Annotated in this window: 14 protein-coding genes; 5 read left to right on the forward strand and 9 right to left on the reverse strand. The window is 63.5% G+C overall.

What is annotated here, in order from left to right; genetic code table 11:
* Nucleotides 1-10: 10 nt before the first annotated feature.
* The 3 genes from ABT23_RS08365 to cphA (ABT23_RS08375) form a co-directional block, all read right to left on the reverse strand.
* The gene (locus ABT23_RS08365) at nucleotides 11-946 is read right to left on the reverse strand and encodes a hypothetical protein (RefSeq protein ID WP_296633597.1); all 936 of its coding nucleotides are present in this window, start codon (nucleotides 944-946) and stop codon (nucleotides 11-13) included.
* A gap of 162 nt (nucleotides 947-1,108) precedes the next feature.
* Entirely contained in the window at nucleotides 1,109-3,679 is a 2,571-nt protein-coding gene (gene cphA, locus ABT23_RS08370) for a cyanophycin synthetase (RefSeq protein ID WP_296633598.1), read from the reverse strand.
* A gap of 55 nt (nucleotides 3,680-3,734) precedes the next feature.
* On the reverse strand, nucleotides 3,735-5,924 hold the full coding sequence (gene cphA, locus ABT23_RS08375) for a cyanophycin synthetase (RefSeq protein WP_296633601.1): 2,190 nt from the start codon (nucleotides 5,922-5,924) through the stop codon (nucleotides 3,735-3,737).
* Between the two features lie 249 nt (nucleotides 5,925-6,173).
* Here cphA (ABT23_RS08375) and ABT23_RS08380 point away from each other — a divergent pair, with 249 nt between their 5' ends.
* Genes ABT23_RS08380 through ABT23_RS08390 form a run of 3 tightly spaced genes read left to right on the forward strand, consistent with a single transcriptional unit; the run spans nucleotide 6,174 to nucleotide 10,298 of the window.
* Complete coding sequence (locus tag ABT23_RS08380) at nucleotides 6,174-8,462, forward strand: ABC transporter ATP-binding protein (RefSeq protein ID WP_296633602.1); 2,289 nt, start codon at nucleotides 6,174-6,176, stop codon at nucleotides 8,460-8,462.
* A gap of 6 nt (nucleotides 8,463-8,468) precedes the next feature.
* Nucleotides 8,469-8,939: a DUF1854 domain-containing protein gene (locus ABT23_RS08385; protein ID WP_296633604.1), complete on the forward strand. Its 471-nt coding sequence runs from the start codon at nucleotides 8,469-8,471 to the stop codon at nucleotides 8,937-8,939.
* 24 nt (nucleotides 8,940-8,963) lie between these two features.
* Nucleotides 8,964-10,298, forward strand: coding sequence for a hypothetical protein (locus ABT23_RS08390; protein WP_296633605.1), 1,335 nt, complete (start codon nucleotides 8,964-8,966; stop codon nucleotides 10,296-10,298).
* 25 nt (nucleotides 10,299-10,323) lie between these two features.
* On the opposite strand, the gene ABT23_RS08395 is transcribed toward ABT23_RS08390, so the two are convergent.
* The 6 genes from ABT23_RS08395 to ABT23_RS08420 form a co-directional block, all read right to left on the reverse strand.
* The gene (locus ABT23_RS08395; protein WP_296633607.1) at nucleotides 10,324-10,785 is read right to left on the reverse strand and encodes a DUF3465 domain-containing protein; all 462 of its coding nucleotides are present in this window, start codon (nucleotides 10,783-10,785) and stop codon (nucleotides 10,324-10,326) included.
* Between the two features lie 2 nt (nucleotides 10,786-10,787).
* A complete protein-coding gene (locus ABT23_RS08400) occupies nucleotides 10,788-12,110 on the reverse strand; it encodes a diguanylate cyclase (protein WP_296633609.1) in 1,323 nt (440 codons plus the stop codon).
* A 147-nt stretch (nucleotides 12,111-12,257) separates the two neighbouring features.
* Nucleotides 12,258-13,160, reverse strand: a complete 903-nt coding sequence (locus ABT23_RS08405; protein ID WP_296633611.1) for an NYN domain-containing protein — start codon at nucleotides 13,158-13,160, stop codon at nucleotides 12,258-12,260.
* A 66-nt stretch (nucleotides 13,161-13,226) separates the two neighbouring features.
* Nucleotides 13,227-13,577: a DUF6677 family protein gene (locus ABT23_RS08410; RefSeq protein ID WP_296633614.1), complete on the reverse strand. Its 351-nt coding sequence runs from the start codon at nucleotides 13,575-13,577 to the stop codon at nucleotides 13,227-13,229.
* A 345-nt stretch (nucleotides 13,578-13,922) separates the two neighbouring features.
* The gene (locus ABT23_RS08415; protein ID WP_296633616.1) at nucleotides 13,923-14,429 is read right to left on the reverse strand and encodes a Spy/CpxP family protein refolding chaperone; all 507 of its coding nucleotides are present in this window, start codon (nucleotides 14,427-14,429) and stop codon (nucleotides 13,923-13,925) included.
* Nucleotides 14,430-15,055: 626 nt separating this feature from the next.
* On the reverse strand, nucleotides 15,056-15,751 hold the full coding sequence (locus ABT23_RS08420; RefSeq protein ID WP_296633619.1) for a DUF2238 domain-containing protein: 696 nt from the start codon (nucleotides 15,749-15,751) through the stop codon (nucleotides 15,056-15,058).
* Between the two features lie 382 nt (nucleotides 15,752-16,133).
* Between ABT23_RS08420 and ABT23_RS08425 the strand changes: the two genes are divergently transcribed.
* On the forward strand, nucleotides 16,134-16,346 hold the full coding sequence (locus ABT23_RS08425; protein WP_296633621.1) for a hypothetical protein: 213 nt from the start codon (nucleotides 16,134-16,136) through the stop codon (nucleotides 16,344-16,346).
* Between the two features lie 40 nt (nucleotides 16,347-16,386).
* Complete coding sequence (locus ABT23_RS08430) at nucleotides 16,387-17,040, forward strand: rhodanese-like domain-containing protein (protein WP_296633624.1); 654 nt, start codon at nucleotides 16,387-16,389, stop codon at nucleotides 17,038-17,040.
* The last annotated feature ends 36 nt before the right edge of the window (nucleotides 17,041-17,076 follow it).

Here is a 17,076-nt window from a genome sequence, read left to right on the forward strand (position 1 = left end):
TGTGCCCGGATCAGAACCAGAACGACGTGTCCTTCATCAGAAATTCCACATGCGGCATGTAGTGGGAACCATCGCATGAAAACGTCACGCTCACCATGCCGTTGAAAATATTGATCGAGGCCATGCGCAGATAGAAAGTCGGATCGGTAAGCCGCAAGGCCTGCATCGTACCGAGTATCCGGTTGATGTCGCCCGGCGGAATGGTCGCATCGACGGGATACGGACGCGAGGGATAGATCAGGCAGATATCCGGGTCGCTCAGGGCATCCGCGTCCAGAATGCGATAGCGGAACGGATCGTCCACGGTCCAGATCGTCGCCTGGCTGCTGGAAAAATGAATCTGGCATTGAAACATGCCGCGTTGCGTCAACAATTCCTCGAGAATCGACAGGGCCTGATCCAGATTGCCATCCATCGGACTTTCCACCCGGCACTGCTGAAATACGGTGCCGCGGATCGCCGGATCGCCTTTCACCTGCCGCCAATATCCGGGCTCCTCATAGAGCGCCGACGTCACCGGCAGATTGCGCAAGTCGAAGTCGGCCCCGAGATAGCCCAGGGTCCGGCTGTCCCGGCTCACGACCTGCAGCGCAGTCAGCGATGGGCGGTGCCGGTTCAGGCCGATGTAGGCATCTGAGAGCAGAAACCCCCACACCGGCACCGCCTCCTTCATGTAGGGACGTTGCGAGCGGTCGCGTCCGAGGTAACCTGGCTCGACCCCATGCTGGCCGACGTTGTTGCAGACCTGAACTCCATCGACCCCGACGCAATAAAGGAAAGAACAATGCGGGATGTCGTCAAAGTGCGTGACGAGAACGGCATCCAGCGCCTCGCCATCGCCCCATGCCGGTGCGCAATGCCCGGCCAACTGCGCCAATGGCTCGCGCAGGATGCGGGCCAGTTCTTCACGTTGCAGGTAGATGCTGTCTTTCCATGAGTTTTTCATGAAGTGTCCACCTCCTCCAGGGAAACGGCATGCCTGTCCTCGACACAAGCAAAGTCGATGCCCATGACGAGCGGGCAGCCACTTGGATAGGGGGCGGTCGGCAATAGTTCAGCGGGGCGGCCAGCATCGCCGGGCGGGAATCCGGCGCCAGCGACGCGCCTGTCAGGACTCGGCGATGCGCCGGGCGATATGGGCCAGAGCCTCCTCCACCTGATCGATCAGAATCAGGCACAGGTCACCCGGCTTCAAGTGCGACAGGGCGATATCGATGGCCAGAAATTCGCCGGTGATTTCGGTGATGTCACGCGTGCGCGGGGCGTCGCGCAGACCTTCGCGCAGCAGAGCCAACACCTCGCCTTCGGCACGCCCGCGCTGGCACTGGTCCTGATAGAGAATGGCCTCGTCGAATGCCGCACCCAGGGCACGGGTCTGTTCGCGGATATCCTCGTCCCGCCGGTCGCCCGCACCACTGATCACGACGATCCGGCGTTGCGCCGGCAGCGCGTCCACCGCCCTGACGAGGGCGAGGATGGCATCGGGGTTGTGGCCATAGTCGGCGATGAGCGTGGCACCACGGTAATCGAACAGGTTGAAGCGGCCCGGGACGTTCTGCGCCGTACTGTCGAAACTGTGCAGGCCGCGTCGGATGAGGTCCCAGTCCAGCTCCAGCGCCCAGGCGGCAGCCGTGGCCGCCATCGCATTCTCGATCTGGAAACGGATGGTGCCGCCGCGCGTCAGCGAGATCTCCGCCAGCGGCAGGCGTTGCTCGCTGTCGCCCAGCGCCGCCACGAGGCAGTCTCCGTCCAGGTAGACCACCCGATGTCCCTGTGCACGATGGGCCGCGATGATGGGATGATGTGACTCGCCGGCGAAGAAGATGATCGATCCCGGACAATGGATCGCCATCTCGACGCATTTGGGATCGCAGGCATTGAGAACTGCCATGCCATCCGGTGCAACGTTCTGCACCACGACCTGCTTGAGCACGGCGAGATCCTCCACCGTGGTGATGAAGTTGAGGCCGAGATGGTCGCCCATGCCGATATTCGTCACCACCGCGACCTTGCAGCGGTCGAACGCCAGACCCTCGCGTAACAGCCCGCCGCGGGCAGTCTCCAGCACCGCCGCGTCGACATCCGGATGCATGAGGATGTTGCGTGCACTTTTCGGGCCGCTGCAGTCGCCGGTGTCGATGCGCCGTCCCTGCACATACACACCGTCCGTCGCCGTCATGCCGACGCGCTTGCCGGCAAGCGTCAGAAAATGGGCGATCAGGCGCACGGTCGTGGTCTTGCCGTTGGTGCCGGTCACCGCCACGACGGGAATGCGTCCATCCTCGCCGGGCGGGAACAAGGCCGAGACGATGGTCTCGCCCACCGGCTGCCCCTTGCCATAGGAAGGCATGAGATGCATGCGCAGACCCGGCGCCGCGTTGACCTCGACGATCCCTCCGCCCTGTTCTTCAAGCGGCTTGTGCACGGTCTGGCAGACCGCATCGACGCCGCAGATGTCCAACCCGATCATCTGCGCGGCTTCCACCGCGCGGGCCGCCACGTCGGGATGGACATCGTCGGTCACATCGGTCGCCGTGCCGCCCGTGCTCAGATTGGCATTGTTGCGCAGGACGACCCGCTCCCCCATGGCGGGGATCGAGTCCGCATCCAGGCCGTGCACAGCCAGACGGGCCATGGCGATATCGTCGAGGCGGATTTTGGTCAGGGACGTGGCATGGCCTTCGCCGCGGCGCGGGTCGCTGTTCACCTGCGCGACGAGTTCGCGCACGGTATGGACGGCATCGCCGATCACATGCGGCGGTTCGCGGCGAGCGGCGGCGACCAGACGGTTGCCGACCACGAGCAGGCGGTAGTCATGGCCTGGAATGAAGCGCTCGACCAGGACTTCCTCGCTGATCGCCGCCGCGGCACCATAGACCGCCATGAAGTGTTCCCGCGTCAGGATGTTGACCGTCACCCCTTTGCCCTGATTGCCGTCGCGCGGCTTGACCACCACCGGCAGACCGATCTCGCAGGCGGCCGCCCAGCCTGCCTCGGCATCGGTCACGATCCGCCCGAGCGGTACCGGCACGCCCGCAGCCTCCAGCAGCGTCTTGGTGAGATCCTTGTCCTGGGCGATCGCCTCGGAAATGGCGCAGGTCGTATCCGTCTCGGCAGCCTGGATACGCCGTTGGCGGCTTCCCCAGCCAAACTGCACCAGGCTGCTCGCCGTCAGCCGCCGGTAGGGAATGCCGCGCGCGACGGCGGCCTGGACGATTGCACCGGTACTGGGACCGAGGCGAACGTCTTCGTCCAGTTCCCGCAGGCGCGCCAGGGCGCCCTCCAGATCGAACGGGGTATCGTCGTGCGCGGCCCGGCACAGCGACTCGGCCAGTTCGAGCGCAAGTCGTCCGACTGCCTCCTCGGTATATTCGAAGACAAGCTGGTAGATTCCCGCCTCGACCGTGGGCGACGTGACGCAGAAACTGACCGGGCAGCCAGCCTGCGCCTGCAGGCCGAGCGCGGCAAACGCCAGCGCATGCGCCACGGAAATATCATCCTCCTGACCGATCGGACGCATCGGACCAATTTCCGGAAAACGCGCCCGCAAGCGCGCCTCGAACCCGTTGATCGAGTCGATCAACCGCTCCTCGGGCGCACACTGCGCCAGTGCCTCGATGGCCGTGTGTCGGCTCCAGAGATTGGGCCCGCGCAGTGCCCGGATGCGTGATATTTCCATGAACGCCGTTCCTGTTGGGTATCCCGTGGCAGGCTCGCCCTGCCGGATCGTATTCCTAGTAGTTGGTCTGGATCGCAGGGGTGGGCAACGACACGCAGGTATCCATTGCCGCACGAATCAGTTCCGGCGGAATATCAAGCGCCAGCGCCACCCCCACTGCAGCGAGAACGTACAGGGGCTGGAGCAGCGGCTTTCCATTCATGGCTGGGTGCAAGGCCGCCAGGCTGAAGAGCGGCGTCTCGCCCGTGGCGCCCGCGACGACCACATGGTTGTCGCGGAGAAACAGGGCCCGGCCGCCGCCTGCACAGTGCGCATCGATCACCGGCAGCCCAGGCTCGAGGGCATAGAACAGCACCGTCCCGTCGCACAGCGAGGCCAGTTCGGCCACGGCCGGGTCGCCCGCATGCAGAACCGCCACCCCGTCAGGCAGCACCAAGTCAACCTGGGTGCGCATGACCGTGACCATCTGTCCGGGTTCGCGAATGTAGTACTCCGCGAGCGAGGCATCCTTCTGCAGGTCGGTCACCACGCCGACCTGGCAGCGGTCATAAGCATAGCCCTCCTGGAGGATCGAACGGGCATCGTGCTCGAAGACGGCGGCATCCACGCCCCGGTTCATCAGCAACTGCCGGCCCGCACGCCAACTAGCACAATTGCCCGGCTTGACCTGGCGCAGCCCAAGATAAAGCCCGTCACGACAGGCCAGACCCGTGCGCTTGCCGGTACAGGCAATCAGCTGGGCGACCACATGGGCGATGGAGGCGCCCCCCTGCGAACCGCTGATGCCGACGATGAGAATGCGGCCGCTCTCCCCATCGGGAAACAGATGGTCGACGATGGCGCGGCCCACCGGACGCGGGGTGCCTTCGGCGGGCTTGAGGTGCATGAGCAGTCCCGGTCCCGCGTTCACTTCGACGATGGCGCCGCCCTGTTCTGCCAGTGGCCGGGAAATGTCTTCCGCCACCATGTCGATCCCCGCCACGTCGAGTCCGACCATCCGCGCGGCAAGGACGGCCGTTTCCACCACATCGGGGTGGAGCGTGTCGGTGACGTCGAAGGCGACGTTGCCATTGCGCTGGATCAGGATGGTCTGCCCTGCTGACGGGACGTCGGTTGGCGCAATCCCCTGGCGTGCCAGTTCGAGGCCCACCGCCAGGTCTTCGTCGATCAGGATCCGGTTGAGCGGGTAGTCTTCCGTCGTGCCGCGCCGTGGATCGGTATTGAGCTGGCTGTCGATCAGCTCGGCGATGGTCGAGCGGCCATCGCCCTTCACCCAGGCCGCCTCGCCGCGCGCCGCCGCGACGACGCGCGGGCCGACCACCAGCAGCCGGTGCTCGTTGCCCGGCACATAGCGCTCGACGATGACCTCGCTTCCCTCCGCCAGGGCCAGCCGATAGGCCCGTTCGACATCCTCCCGGGTGGTGAGGTCGAGGGACACGCCCCGGCCATGGTTGCCGTCCACCGGCTTGATCGCGACCGGCAGGCCGATCTCCTCCGCGGCGTCCCAGGCATCTTCCAGGCTGTCGACAATACGGCCGTCCGGGACGGGCACCCCGCAGGACTTCAGCAGGCGCTTGGTCAAGTCCTTGTCGCTTGCGATGCTTTCTGCGATCGCGCCCGTCATGTCCGTCTCAGCTGTCCAGATGCGGCGTTGACGGGCACCGTAGCCCAGCTGGATCAGGTTGCCTTCGGTCAGGCGAATGGACGGGATATGGCGGCTGGCCGCGCCATCGACGATACAGGCCGTGCTCGGCCCCAGGCAGCGCCGGTCTGCGAGATCGCGCAGACGCGACACAGTGCCCTCGACATCAAACGGGCGATCCTCGATGGCGGCCATCAGCAGGTCGCGCCCCGCCTGCAGGCAGGCGCGGCCGACCTGTTCGTTGCGTGTGCGTACCACCATCTTGTAGATGCCGCGTTCGGCCGTCTCGCGCGCCTTGCCAAAGCCGACTTTCATGCCGGCCAGGTTCTGCAGCTCGATCGTGATGTGTTCGAGAATATGGGCCGGCCAGGTTCCTTCGCGCAGGCGCAGCAGGAAACCGCCGCGCTCGCCGACGCCGCAGCGGTGCTCGATCAGGCCGGGCAGCCAGCCGGTCAGGCGCTCGTACAGCCCGGGAAGGGTATTGGAGGGCGAATCCTCGAGATCGCCGATGTCGACCCAGGCCTCTAGCACAGGCCGGTAGGTCCAGATATTCGGCCCGTCCAGATGCATGACGCGCAGGAATTCGATGGTTTTTCTGTTCACGACGCACGACGTCCGTACCGGACGATGAGGTGAAATGCGGCAGGCATGGAAGGGCGGATCGGGACGCTGGGGCTTCGCCGGAAAAGATGGTTGTTTGCTACGTTCAGGTTACACGGAACCACGCCGCGCAGCATACAATAAACGCCGCTTTGCCGGGGGCTGGTCGGATGCCGATACACAGGAAAAAATGAAAAAAAATTATTGCCGCGCCTGCGGGTATGCCCTCCCCCGGGGCGACGCCATTCATCCATGACCCGTACACCCCCTCCCCTCCCTGGCGCCGCTGCAGCCTGGCAAGCCGATCTGGACGCGCAACTTGCGCCCGGCGAGCCGGTCGTGGCCACCCTGGAGCCCAATCTCGACGCCCATCTGGCGTTTGCCGCAGGCCGGCTGGTCCTGACCGACCGGCGCCTATTGGCCCGGTCGGCGGGCGACACCGGCTGGGCAGACTGGCCGTTGCGGCCAGGGCTGTCCCTGCAGCATCACGACCATGCCGGCGTGGGCACACTGGAACTCCACGACACGAGCTCGCGCCTGGCCAGCTGGCGCTTCACGCTGGCGCATAACGGGGCCGCGTTGCGGCTGGCCGACCGTTTTACGGCGGAATTGGCAGCCCACCTCTCTGGCCAGCCGGTGCCTGCCCCGGATGAAAGCCTCTGCCCCACCTGCGGGACGCCACTGCCGCCCGACCAGTCGGAATGCCTCCTGTGCAGCCGCGAACTGCACGAGGCGCCGTCGACCTGGACCCTGTTCCGGCTGTGGCGCTTTGCCGGACCCTACCGGGGCCAGCTCCTGGCCGGATTCCTGCTGACCCTGGCCGCCACCGGCGCCACGCTGGTGCCGCCCTACCTGACCATGCCCCTGATGGACAAGGTACTGATTCCCTACCAGAACGGCCAGCCGATCGACACCGGAGTCGTGGCCCTGCTGCTCGCCGGCCTGCTCGCCTCGGCCCTGCTGGCATGGGGACTCGGCTGGGCCCGCACCTACATCCTCGCGCTGGTGAGCGAACGCATCGGCGCCGACCTGCGCACCACCACCTACGAACACCTGCTGCGCCTCTCGCTGGAGTACTTCGGCGGCAAGCGCACCGGCGACCTGATGGCGCGCATCGGCTCGGAAACCGACCGCATCTGCGTCTTCCTGTCGCTGCATCTGCTCGATTTCGCGACCGACGTGCTGATGATCGTCATGACGGCGGCGATCCTGTTCTCGATCAACCCGGCGCTCGCGCTCGTCACTCTGCTGCCACTGCCCTTCATCGTCTGGATGATCCACGTCGTGCGCGACCGGCTGCGCACCGGCTTCGAGAAGATCGACCGCGTCTGGTCGGAGGTCACCAACGTGCTGGCCGACACCATTCCCGGCATCCGCGTGGTCAAGGCCTTCGCCCAGGAAAAGCGCGAGGCGCAGCGCTTCCGCGAGGCCAACCGCCACAACCTGGCCGTCAACGACCGCCTCAACAAGACCTGGTCGCTCTTCTCCCCCACCGTCACCCTGCTCACCGAGGTCGGCCTGCTGGTGGTGTGGGCCTTCGGCATCTGGCAGATCGCTCACGACCAGATCACGGTCGGCGTGCTCACCGCCTTCCTCGCCTACATCAGCCGCTTCTACAGCCGCCTCGACTCGATGAGCCGCATCGTCTCGGTGACGCAGAAGGCCGCGGCCGGCACCAAGCGCATCTTCGACATCCTTGACCACGTCTCCAGCGTTCCCGAGCCTGCCCGGCCGGTGCATCTGCCCCAGGTGCAGGGCCGCATCGAGATCCGCGACGCGTTCTTCCGCTACGGCAACCGCAGCGTGATCCGTGGCCTCAGCCTGGATATCCGGCCCGGGGAAATGATCGGCCTCGTCGGCCACAGCGGCTCGGGCAAGAGCACCCTGGTCAATCTCATCTGCCGCTTCTACGACCTGTCGGAAGGCGCGATCCGTCTCGATGGCGTCGACATCCGTTCCCTGCCGGTGGCGGAGTACCGGCGGCACATCGGCCTCGTCCTGCAGGAGCCTTTCCTGTTCTTCGGCACCATCGCCGAGAACATCGCCTACGGCAAGCCCGATGCCGGCCGCGCGGAAATCGTCGCCGCCGCGCGCGCCGCGCATGCCCATGAATTCATCCTGCGCCTGCCGCACGGCTACGACTCGCTGGTGGGCGAACGTGGCCAGGGCCTCTCGGGCGGCGAGCGCCAGCGCATCTCGATCGCCCGGGCGCTGCTGATCGACCCGCCCATTCTCATCCTCGACGAGGCCACCTCGTCGGTGGACACCGAGACCGAGAAGGAAATCCAGAAGGCGCTCGACAACTTGGTGCGCGGTCGCACCACGATCGCCATCGCCCACCGCCTGTCCACCCTGCGCCAGGCCGACCGGCTGGTCGTCATGGATCGCGGCCGCATCGTCGAAGTCGGCAACCACGATGACCTGATGGCGCGCGAAGGTCACTATTACCGCCTATACCAGGCCCAGGCCCGCAACGTCGACACCGACCTGGACGAACTGCCCACGGCCAGCGCCGAGGCCAAGCCCCCTATGCCGAAGTGACCCGTCATGACACCCGTTCCCTTCCAACTCACCCGCGACCCGCATGGCCGGCTTCTGCTGACGGCTCCTGACGGCAGCGAGCATGCAGGCGTGCAGCCCGTGCGTGCTTTCCCCCTCGCTGCGCCGGCGGAAGGCATTGCATTGATGGGCACGGACGGCCACGAACTGGCCTGGATCGACCATCTGGACGACGTGCCCGACGTGACGCGAAAACTGATCGAAGCCGAACTGGCCAGTCGCGAATTCATGCCGGAGATCCACCGGCTGCGGCAGGTCTCCACGTTCGCCACGCCCAGCACCTGGACGGTCGAGACCGACCGCGGCGAGACCCGCTTCATTCTCAAGGGCGAGGAAGATATCCGCCGCCTCGGCGCAGCCGCCCTGCTCATCAGCGACAGTCACGGCGTGCAGTACCTGATCCGCGACCTGTCCAGACTGGACAAGACCAGTCGCCGGCTGCTCGACCGCTTCATGTAATCCCGAACAAGGCCGGCACTTCCCATGACCCGCATCCACGTTTTCCGCGGCGGCATCCTGATCCAGGTACAGGATGCCGCCAACCTGGCCGTCGCTCGCCGCGATTTCCTCACCTATCTCGCCTCGCTGGAACTCGATGGTCAGGTCGAGACCTGCCAGGAAGGCCTCGACCTCCGTTTCTACCTGCCGTCGAATCTCACACAGGCATGGGCGCCCGACTTCGACACCAGCCGATTGTCCGAGCACCTCCATCTCGATCCTGTGGCCCGCGTCGGCGACCTGGAGCGGGAAATCCTGGCGGCCATGCTGCTGGGACCGGTGGCCTTCGTGTTTCCCAGTGCCGCCGAGGCCATGTCGGCCATCCATATCCGCCGCAACATCGTCCAGGCCGCGCGCCGGACGGCACTCGATTTCCACACTACCGAGGCCGAGCGCCCCGAGGATTACTGGACCTACGTCGAGGACAAAGGCTTCACCATCCTGCCGGGCCGATCGCTGATCGAAGGTCTGGTGAAGGCCACCCAGCCCGACGTGTCCGGCCAGCTCTACGCGTTTTCCTGCTATCGGGCGACCGAATACGTCATTCTGCTGGGCCTGGCCCAGGAACTGGCCGCCCGCAACCCCGCATTGCTGCATCGTTTGCAACTCCAGTGGGAGAGCCGGCCCATCATGTCCGGGCAATTCCACGATGTTTTCCTGCATGAATACGGCGCCATGGAAACCCCGTTGCCGCCGAAATACTATGTCCCGGGCGATCGTCTCTGGTTTCGCAACCCCGACGAACGCTCCGCCGATGTAACCGGCTATGAAGGCTCATGGGTGTTCTATCTCGGAGACGGCCTGTTCAGTAATTTCTGGAAACGCGACCAGCCGTTCAGCCTGACGACGAAATGCCTGGAAATCTATCACTGGCGGCATGGCGTCTACGTTGACGAACACGGCGAGCCGCAGATGGACGAAGGCCTCGTCGAGGCGCGGGTCCGCGCCTCGCTGAACGACCCGGCAGACAAGGCGTACATCCTGCAACGCATGCTGCGGCTGCGCGATCCCAAAGGGATCTATCAGGAAGGGGGCTGCATCGACACGTCCCGGGAATACCCTCGCTGCATCCATCCCGCCACCGCAGACATTCGGCTGCCCGAGCGGCCCGTCGGACGCTGGGAGAAATTCTTGCGCCTGCTGCGCGCCCGCACCCGTCTCAAGGTTGCCATCTGCGTCAGCCTGCCCCTTCTTGCGCCCAGCCACCACGCTGCAGCCGCCCACTCCCTTTCCGAGGAAATTCGCGAAGTCTGCCACGTGGAACAATTCGTCCGGATCGAAACCGACCTGGCCGCCTATCTGGGCATCCACTCCAGGTAATTCCAGGGCCGGGCATGCCTGGCCCCTACTGGTAGATCTGCCCGCCGTGTTTGATCCAGCCGGAAGCATGGCGCCCCTGCGGGTCGTGGTGCGTCCAGTGGATCACGCCGCCCTTCGGGTTCCATTCATACTCGCCGTAAAAGGCTACCGTATCCCCTGCTTGCAATGTCTCGATGCGCGGCGCCAGATCGATGTTGTGCGCGATCAGCAGCGTACGGCCGGATGCCAGCCGCAGGATGAAACGCTGATGCCGGCTGCCGCTGGCGTCATCCGGCAGCTGCTTCACCACCGTCCCCTGTCCGGCCACTTGCAGGTTGCCGATGTGATGCGTGAATGCATGTTCGAGGACGGCATCGCTGCCATCTTGCTCCGCCTGTGACACGTCGTGCGAAGCCGTGGCCTCGCGGCCGCCCGACGGATGGAGGTCCGGGGCAAACGTGAAGTAGGCGGCGACTGCGAGCGCGGCGATCAACAGGAGTCTGTTCATTCCTACTCGACGCGGTTGCGGCCATTGCGCTTCGCGCGGTACAGCGCATCGTCGGCGCGGCCGAGTAGCGCCGACGCGGATTCGCCCGTCTGGTACATGGCGACGCCGAAACTGGCCGTCACGCGCCCCACACGCTCGAATACGTTTTGTGCCAGCGACCGGCAGATCCTGCCTGCAACCAGATGGGCGGCTTCGAGATCGGTCTGCGGCAGCAATACCGCGAACTCCTCCCCACCCCATCTCGCCAGCGTATCGATGTGGCGCAACTGTCCCTGGATATGCTGCGCCACCCCACGCAGCACGATATCGCCCTGGTTGTGCCCCCAGGTGTCGTTGACCTGCTTGAAACGGTCGATGTCGACGATGAGCACCGAAAACGGCACCGTGGGCAGGCGGCTGTGCCGCTCCTGTTCGGAGAGCAACAATTCCTCGAAGCGTGTCCTGTTGGCCATCCCGGTCAGGGGGTCGGTCGCGGCGATTTTCTCCAATCGTGCCGTCTTGTTTTCCAGCACATGGATGATTTCGCGCAGCTCCCGCGCATGGTGGTGCATCAGCTCGGCCCACCGGCTATAGGCCACGCCGATGAGATCATGCTGGGTGATGATGCCGATCAATTCCCGGCTTCGCGGGTCTTCCACCACCAGCCGCTTGAAATTCAGGTCGCGCATGGCCGCCACCGCCTCGCCCACGGTCAGGTCGCAGGTCACGGTACGGAGCGGAATGGACATGTGTACATGCACCGGGTCCATCAGCGCCACCTCGTCATGCAGCAGGCGGATGGCATCGCGCGTCGTCACGATGCCGACTCCCACGCCCTGCTCGGTCACGACCACCGCATCGTCCTGATCGACCAGACAGGTCAGCACGTCGCCGATCGGCGTGTCATGCGGCATTTTCTTGACCTCGTGGCGACGCAGCAGATCGCGCAATTGTTGGCGCTGCAACATGGTCTGCGGATCGAGGCTGGCGAGAATATCGGTGTTCGAGACGATGCCGAACAGCTTGTTCGACTCGTCGATCACCGCCGCGTAGCCATGTGCGTCGTCGAACAGCTCGATCACATCCAGCAGATTGCTCCCCTTGGCGATGTAGGGAAGGGTGTGGTAGCCCGCGTCGCCGATCGTGGTATCGAGCCCCAGCTGCGAGAAGCGGAGCCGCACCACATCGGACGCAGTCAGCAACCCGTAGCCGCCCGGTTCCTCTTCCACCACCACGTTGCGCACCTTGTGCTGCGACATCTTCTGCAACGCATGGCGGACTGCAACGCGGGGCGGCACGCTCACGATGTCGGTCGTGGCCAGTTCGTCGATCAACGGAAAAAGCATCTGTTTCGCTCCAAATCTGCCCTCAGCCGTGAAACCCGCCAGACTGGGTTGTCGTTCTCGGCGTGGCCTTCATGATCGGGGCCCATCAATCCCGACGCAGCTTAGTGTTTTTCCTTCCGGCAAAAGACCGGAACGTCCGCTCATACCTCAGCCCCGCGAGGGCGGCAGACTGACAATGACGGCGCCCCCCTCCTTCTTGTCCACCACCAGTACGCCTTTTTTGTGCGCATCGTCCAGGATTTTTCCAAATGCGCTGTAGCCGTATTCCGATTCGCTGAATCCCGGACGGATCCGCTTGATGGTGCTCTTGATCAGCGACGCCGAGATGGAACCCTCGCCGCCGCGCTCCGCCACCAGTTGCTCGACCGTACCCACCACGAGTTCGATCGCCTGGTTCTTCTTGTCCTCGGCAGTCGGCTCGACCATTCCTGCGGCCCGCCCTTCGTCAGCCGCAACCGGTTTTTCCACCGTCGGCCGGGTACGCCGTCGGGTCGGATTCTTGGGTGTGCTGACGACCGTTTCCTTGGCCGGTACTGTCGGCGCCGGCTTTCTGGCAGGCGCTTTCGGCGGCGCCTTGATCTGTGCCAGATCCTCGTAAAAGATGAACTCGTCACAGTTGCCGATCAGCAGCGACGAGGCCGAACCGCGCACCCCGATGCCGATCACGCTCTTGCCGTTCTCCTTCAGTTTGGAAATCAGCGGCGAGAAATCCGAGTCCCCGCTGATGATCACAAAGGCATCGATGTGCGATTTGGTATAGCAAAGGTCGAGCGCATCGACCACCATGCGGATGTCCGCCGAGTTCTTGCCCGACTGCCGCACATGCGGGATCTCGATCAGTTCGAAGGCCGCCTCGTGCATGTCGCGCTTGTATTCCTTGTAGCGGTCCCAGTCGCAGTAGGCCTTCTTCACGACGATGCTGCCCTTGAGCAACAGGCGCTCGAGCACCGGGCGAATCTTGAACTCGGGATAGCTGGCTTCCTTGATGCCGATCGCCACGTTCTCGAAATCACAAAATACGGCAATGTTGCGGATATCCGGTGTGGCCATCGTTCTTCCTTTCCAGATCATTCGATCGTGCATTAGCCCCCTTCTCGCGAGGGAGCGACGAATTGCTTATCGCCTCGCCGGACTGCGGGACAATGCGTTCCGGTTCTGCTGGTTTCGTGCGATCCGGTAGGCATCGACGATCCCGATCGCCCAGCAGCCTGCCAGCACCAGCGAGGCCACCGTAACGACGAGACTGCCCGGGCCATTCGACGTCTGTGTGACCAGTTCCGATAACCGGCCGACATCGACCGCTGCGCCTTCGGATGCCAACTGATCGAGAACCAACGACGCCTGCTGCATCGCCCGGTCCACGAAAACCCAAAGGCACACAAGGCTGATCGCGATCAAGGCGAGTCCGCGCGGATAGTGTTTCAGATAGAGATGACCGGCGCCGGGCAATACGAGTGCGGACAGCAAGACGGCGGTCGTCGACCGGCTCATCGTGCCGCACTTCCGGACCCGCACGGCTGATCACGCACCCAGTCCGGGCCGTCACTTACCGCGCGATCAGGATGCCTTCTTGCCGAATGCATCATCGACGTGGCGCGTGCGCAGTCGTCCGTTTCGTCCAGGCGGCCGCCACGCGGCCGGTTCGATTCGATAACGTTCCGATGAACATGAACTCCTCCTCCATTATTTTTTATGCGGGAAATAGTATTGGAAGCGCGGCCATTCCGCCATTGTTTATTCGAGGCCAGCCGGCCCCATAAAAAAAAGCGTGGGCACTTGCCGCCCACGCTTGCCTGCCACCTGCCTGACGACTCAGGACTGGAAGCGGTGATGCCCGCGTGCCCGCATGGGATCGGGCATCGCCTCGGCATCGAACACCTTTTGCTGCTCGGGGTTCAACTGGGCATAGAACGCCTTGATGGCCTGGTTGCGCTCCAGCATTCGGGTGCGGCGCGCATCCGACAGGGCCATCATCTTGTCCAGGCGTTGCGGCGTGCTCAGCTTTTCAAATTCGTCCCGCATGGCCTGGCGATCGGCACGTGCATGACGCATGCCAGGCTGGGTGGCATGGGTGAAGGTGTCCCAAGCGGCTTCCTGTTCAGGACTCAGCTTGAGTTTTTCCTTCAACTCGGATAGATGCTCGGCTCGCCGCGCTTCCCACTTGGCGTGGATTTTCTGGCCCTGCCGGGCATCGCAGCCGTCCTTGCCGGCAGGCCCGCCCGCCGTCATGGCGAAAGACGATGCCGCCAGAATGCCGCTGCCGGCGATCAAACCCACCATCAATGCACGTTTGGTAAAAGAACCCGGGATCAGTTTCATTGCGCTCTCCTTCAGAAAGATTGTCAGGAAACCGGCCCGAAGCAGGCCGGCATGAAACGCATTCTGGGACGGCGATGTATCCCCGGGATGTCGGAGACCCGTGACTATGTAACGAGTTGTAACCGAATGTAACCTGGCCTGCCCGGCTGCTTGAAGTTCAATCGGCATGCGCTAGGTTTCAAGCTCGAACACCCGCGTACCCGGCACGCACGTCCCTGTCAGCAGGCTGGGTGGCGGGCACCGCATCCACGATGCTGACCAGGAGAAACCCATGCACAGGAAGTCTTCTATCGCACTGCTCGCCGCGCTCCTACTCTCCGGATGTGTCGTAGCCCCCTCGCACCGGGGACCCGAATGGGTCGTGGCGCCCGCACTGCCGCTGGTGGTCGAGTTGGGCGTCGAGCCCTACTACTACCACAATGGCTTTTTCTATTACTACCACGATCAACGGTGGAGCTATTCGCACGAACGAACAGGCCCCTGGAGAGAGCTGCCGCGGGACCGTTATCCCCGGGAGATCCGATACAGAGGCCGCGATGGTGGAGGCGAGCGGGACCGCGATCATGACGACCGCAGGCGGGATTAGCGCCGCCTGCCTGGCGCCCGCCGGGAGACAGGCCTGAGCGTCAGCGCCGGCGCCGGTTCCTGAGCATCGCCCACAAGGTCTGCTCACCCAAGGGCCGGTCGCCATGGTCGATTTTCAGGCTGGCGCGCAGATCGCTACCGAAGGCCGGATCGTAGCGCCAGTGGACCAGGGCCACGATCAGCAGGCTGATCGCCGCGCCGACAGCCGCCACCGCCATGTCCTTCTGCGCATCCCATATATCCCCCTGCGCGCCGAGGAAGGCGAGGCCTGCCGACGGATCGACCCGGACGGCCACCAGCCACTCGATGATCTCGTAGGCGCCCGAAAAAGCCAGCACCAGTTCGAACGGGAACCAGTACGACCACAGTCCGCGCACCTTTGCCACGCGCATGAAGACCTCGCGTAACGGATAGGCCAGCAGCAGGCCGAAGCTGAAGTGCACCAGCCGGTCGTACATGTTGCGGCTCGCCCCGACCCACTGTTGAAGCGTATAGCCGAATGGCACCTCGGCATAGGTGTAGTGCGACCCCACCACATGCATCAGCATGAAGACGGTGATCAGCGTGTAGGAGAGGTCGGATAGCCTGAAATAGCGTGCGGTCAGCAGGATGAGCGGCACGAAGACGAATACCAGGTAATTCTCCAGCAGCCAGTCGTGCGGATACGTCGGCCCGATGGCAGCCCATCCCCAAACGAGCGCAAATAGACCCAGCAACAAGGCGTGGTAGCGCGTCACGTCGCGAGCCGCCAGACGAGCTTGCCTGCGACGAACCGTACATTGCGCCACACAGGTTTTCGCATCATGGGGATATCCGGCTGCGCTACGGCTTCAGTAGGAAAGCCTGGAATCCTCCATGAAACCTGCCCGATGTTCAACTACCGCCCTCTGGTCTTACAGGGAACAGGAACACCTCAAGATTCGACTGTTTATCCAAGGGCACACTATCCTCTTGTCATGACAGACTTCCTGACAACTGTGTCACAGTCGCACACACATGAAACCGGATCGCATTAAGAATCATATAGATACAAATCGGCATGAAACATGCTTTGGAGATATGCAAAACCCTGTCCGTGTACAGCGGATAAACAATCGATCCCATCCATGGAGGACCCCTATGACACGCATGACCGGCCTGTTCCGCATCGTAGCGGCCGTACTCTGCCTGACGCTAGGCAACGCCAATGCAGCCGATGACGCCCCGCCTCATCCCTCGCCTGAAGCAACCAGCGATCACCCCAGCCAACCCAGCACAAAGGAGGATGCCCACAACGCCTCATCTACATCCAAGAAGAGCAGTGCCACCCACGAAGAACCGGAATGCGACTAGATCGACCCATCACATATTCCGCATCACTTTAGGAGACAACATGAAGCTTCGCGCGCTAATCGCCACCTCTACCCTTTTCGCCGCGCTTGCGGTGCCCATGGCCGCCAGCGCCCTGGACGTGAACATTGCCGCCGATCTGGCCTCCGTCGAGGTCATGCACGGCGACCAGAAAGTCACGATCATGCGCAATCAGGATCAGAAGAACACCGTCAATCCAGATTTCGCCAAGACCTCGCGCAAGTGCCCGCCCTTCTGCATTCAACCAGGCGAAATCGCACCGGGAGTCGAGACCATCGGCGAGCTTGAAATCATTCACTACCTGAAAAAAATGAGCGACGGCGACAAGTCCATCCTGGTGGTCGATTCGCGCACGCCGGACTGGGTGGAAAAGGGCACGATACCGGGTTCAGTCAACATTCCCTGGGACAAGCTCAACATCGGCAAATCCGACCCCATTACGGTCCAGGAAATCCTCGAGAAGCAGCTTGGCGTGAAGAACCAGGACGGCTTCTATATGTTCGACAACGCCAAGACGGTCGTCATGTTCTGTAATGGCCCCTGGTGCGGACAATCTCCCACCAACATCAAGGGCCTGCTGAAAATCGGCTATCCCGCGCACAAGATCAAGTGGTACCGCGGCGGTATGCAGGACTGGGAAGTATTGGGCCTGGCTACCGTCAAACCGGTGAAATAAGGAACGGGCTGATCGAAAAATGAAACGGGGCGCATG

Source organism: Thiobacillus sp. SCN 63-57, from assembly GCF_001725555.1.
GTDB lineage: Bacteria > Pseudomonadota > Gammaproteobacteria > Burkholderiales > Thiobacillaceae > Thiobacillus.